Annotated in this window: 3 protein-coding genes; all 3 read right to left on the bottom strand. The window is 48.3% G+C overall.

Annotation, left to right across the window (positions count from 1 at the left end; translation table 11 throughout):
• Positions 1-729 (bottom strand): hypothetical protein (locus ACP5KC_RS09430; RefSeq protein ID WP_428287388.1); only part of this gene is annotated, 729 nt, incomplete at its 3' end.
• A 124-nt stretch (positions 730-853) separates the two neighbouring features.
• A complete protein-coding gene (locus ACP5KC_RS09425; RefSeq protein WP_428287387.1) occupies positions 854-1843 on the bottom strand; it encodes a hypothetical protein in 990 nt (329 codons plus the stop codon).
• Between the two features lie 112 nt (positions 1844-1955).
• Positions 1956-3536 carry a hypothetical protein gene (locus tag ACP5KC_RS09420; protein WP_428287386.1) on the bottom strand — a complete coding sequence of 527 codons (1581 nt, stop codon included), beginning with the start codon at positions 3534-3536 and terminating at the stop codon, positions 1956-1958.
• Positions 3537-3661 lie beyond the last annotated feature (125 nt).

The following is a 3661-nucleotide window of genomic DNA, read 5'->3' as shown; positions in this document are numbered from 1 at the left end:
CTCCATCTCGGACATGGAGTCCATCTCCTCAACAGCACGGCGGGAGAAAGATAGTGCAGAGTCCATGATTCTCCATAAATCCTCATCTAGCAACTCATCACCAAAGAATGCCTTAGTCACCTCCACGGCGTTCAAAAGCTTGTTTTCCAGCTCCTTATTGCTGAGGTCATCGGCTATATCCACCGCAGTCCTGAATGCTTTACTCCTGCTAATGGCGCTCCGAAGCTCCTTAACACCTTTCATTGCCTTCCGGGCCACTTCTACTAGGGTGTTCGCCTCAACGCCCTCCTCATCGACGCAGAACGCGATTCCACGCGTCTTTTCATCCGTAAGTAGTGGAGGGTGCGGGCCCCAGTAGAACATCTCATCGTTCAGCTTCCACGCATAGTCACGTATAGATTTTATAAGCTCTATCTCATCAGACCCCGACAGTGCCTCTATAAGTCCCTTGGTTTCCGTTAACTCGAGGAAGAAGGGTGTTGCAGGACTGTCCATAGTCTCGTCAATCAATTCCTTAACGTTGTGCAAGGAACTTGACGCGTTCCACACATGGATAAATATGTCTCTAGCCTTGGAGAGGGCCTTCCACTCTGCATACTCTGTCGTCAGAGCGCTTTTCTTAGCCTCTCTAGTGGCACTAACAAGGTTTTCCGTATTCTTTCTTGCCGTGGTTAACAGGTTTGCAAAAAAGATAACATCATACGGGTTTACTTCAACGTCCTGTTCCACCACATGTTAATAACACGTGTAGTTTTTAAAAAATTTCTACGTATTACCACCAGCCTCCGCTAGTGAACTGGTGGGCAACCGAGAAAATATATTTCTCGTCTACTCTCAGTCTATGTATTATGTCCTAATCAGCACTCTCCGCGACGATTTTAATTGCCCCATCGTAGACCTCTCTCGCATATTTTTCTATCCTCTCTGTGAGTTCTCGCTTAGATAATGGCATTACCACGCACATTTTATCGCCAACGATAGCCTTAGGTAATAGATATTTATTTATGTAACTTCGAAAGCCTCGTATTTCTGATTTAACTAGAGAAGTTTTAACTAGAGAATCTTCCAGCTCTAAAGACTCAATTGCTAACTCTTTCAAGGATTCTGGTGCTTCAACCTTCCTCGCATTAATAATCTTCTCGCCTAGTTTTTCCAGGGTCTTAGTCGAGTTCAATGTGTATTGTATAAGACCACAAATCTCTTTTACAGATTTTTTAATGGATTTATAATTATACCTAAGGTCACTTATCTCTTCGGTTCCTAAAAGCGAGGGAATTAGAATCAATATTGATTTCAGCTCTTTCTCCGCCTTTTTACACTCCTCTAGAGTGTCACTGAGCTTCCCGGCAAGCTGACTTGCAGTATTTACGACGGATGAAACATCACTTTTAATACCCTCAACGAGGGGTATAGGGTCAACAGGCCTCCCTTTTTCTTCACAGACTATCACTCCTTTAACGTCGGTAAAACTATGCGTAGCACCGCCCATTTTATCCATAATTGATTGATATAGTTCCAAGAATTGTTCATTAGTTGACCTCAACGTTTTGTAGAACTCACTTGCACCAGTCATATTGAGTAAAAACTCGGTAGTAGATTGTTCTTTAAACGATGAACTTAATTCTCGAATGGCTTCAGATACAAGATGATGTACATTCGATATTTCCCTCATTTTATAAAGAAATTCACTTACGTGGTGAACCGTCTCGTTTGTTAGATAAACAGTAGTTTTACCCGAGCGGGACTCGTCCTTTACCTTGCGGACAGCATTAATGACGCGTTCAGCCTGTGAAGAAATATCCCTAGCCGTTAACCACCTAGTACTTTCCTGCGCCTCAATCACAATAGTTAAAGCGTCATTATAACTATTAAATCGTTTCGATGAGATCAAAGAGCATGATCAATAGACCACAAACACTACCCGAGCCTACACACGAAGAAGTTGGTAGTTCTTTTCAATGTGCTGATACCGTAACTAGGCGATCGCCAAGGAAAGCCTTCAGCTTCTCCCTCTCCGCCTTGCGTTGAGTTTCCCTGCCCCTCTTCATGAACCTGATGTCCATGCTTGTGGCTCTAGCGACGACCGCGCCGATCCGCCTCGCATGATCCTCGTTGCTAAGCGGACAGGTGCACTCGAGCTTCCCGGCAGTCGGTAAATCCTCGCACGCACAACCGGCAAACTCGGAGAGTAGGCCTGACATCTCCTCCCTCACGTCCCTGTCGAAGTCATAGTACTCAACCCTGGCCTTCCCGTTCAGCCTCTCCACGACCGTGGAGTGCTCTGCCATGCTACCGACCCTCATGTACAGCCTCTTACCAGTAACATAGCCGAAGAGTCGAGGGTAGTCCTCCTCGGCGTAGTCACTCATAAACTCGTCGACCGCCCTGCTCCACTCCCTGCAGACTTCCTCGACCAGCTTGTCGCCCTCACCGAGTATGCAGTGACCCTCCATCCTGTCGTTACTAGTCACCTTCCTTAGCTCCTCTGCGTAGACGTGGATGAAGCTGGCGACGTCGTTCATCACAGCTGTGGGATTTAGATCCTCCTTCCGATCCCAGTTAGGAATGAACCAGCCGACCGGCCTACCGGTCAGCGCCCTAGCCCTCCTAAACGCCTCGACGTACTTTTCGGATGCTCTCACACCAAGGGAGACCGAGAAGCAACCACTCTCCCTGTCGAGAACGGCGACCATTGGCATGAGATCCTTCAGGTCGCACGCCACCCTAGCGTACTCTTCAAGCGCTTTAATAGACGACGAGAGCTTTTCCGCCGACGCTTGTTTAAGATCGATATAGAGTCGCTCGATCTTCGAGGTGCTCTCGCAGATATGCTCAAGGGCTAGCTTGGCCTCCTCAGTAGCCTCAGCGAACGCCCTAGCGCTCTCATACTCCGCCCACTTAGCGGTGTCCGGGTACTCAATTATACGCCCTCTATGAATAGTGAGACCCCACATAGCTAACTCGGCAAATTTAATGCGCTCTGCGAGAATGTCGTTGGTGCCCTCCGACGTGTTACCTGTGACGTCGCGAAGCATGCTGAGGGCTCTAAAAGCACTCCTCGCTACCTCGCCCCCCCTGTAGTAGGCGCTCTTTACTATCTCTAACGCGCTATGAGGTATCGTGGTGCAGGATCCACCTGAGCAGTTAGCGACGATAGATGGCTGATCCACCGACGTATTGATTGCTGAACACCCGTAGTATTTAGTGACCTCCCGGAGCACCTTTTCTCCGGCACTGGTGATGTTACTAAGCTCTTGGGCAACCCGCTCGAGTTCCCCGGTGGCCTCATCAATCTCCCTCCCGTCCAGCCCTGCCTCCCTAACCGTTCTTACGACTGTGTTGTAGTTAGCTTCGACGTAGCGGATATCACTTAGATAATCAAATGCCTCGGAGCGACTCTCACGCGTCGCGTACTCACTTAGCTTACCGTTGGCGAGATCCAGCTGAACCCTAGTTACAGCGTCCCTGATCTTAGCCTCGACGTTGAGAAGCCAGTCTGAAAGAGAGTGTAACTCATCGAATATTTTTGAGCCCATCACTAACAATATCGTATATAAACTTAAAAACCTAACCACGCGATAATAAAACTGATGGGTTGATGGTGCAATTTAGAGCAGTGTCGCTCTTCTCTGGCGCGGGCGGGCTGGACTGGGGCTTTAAG

Origin of the sequence: Infirmifilum sp. (assembly GCF_049970975.1) — an archaeon.
In the GTDB taxonomy this organism is placed as follows: Archaea; Thermoproteota; Thermoprotei; order Thermofilales; family Thermofilaceae; genus Thermofilum; species Thermofilum uzonense.
The sequence above is the reverse complement of the archived record's forward strand: the minus strand, read 5'-3'. Positions and strand labels throughout refer to the sequence as shown.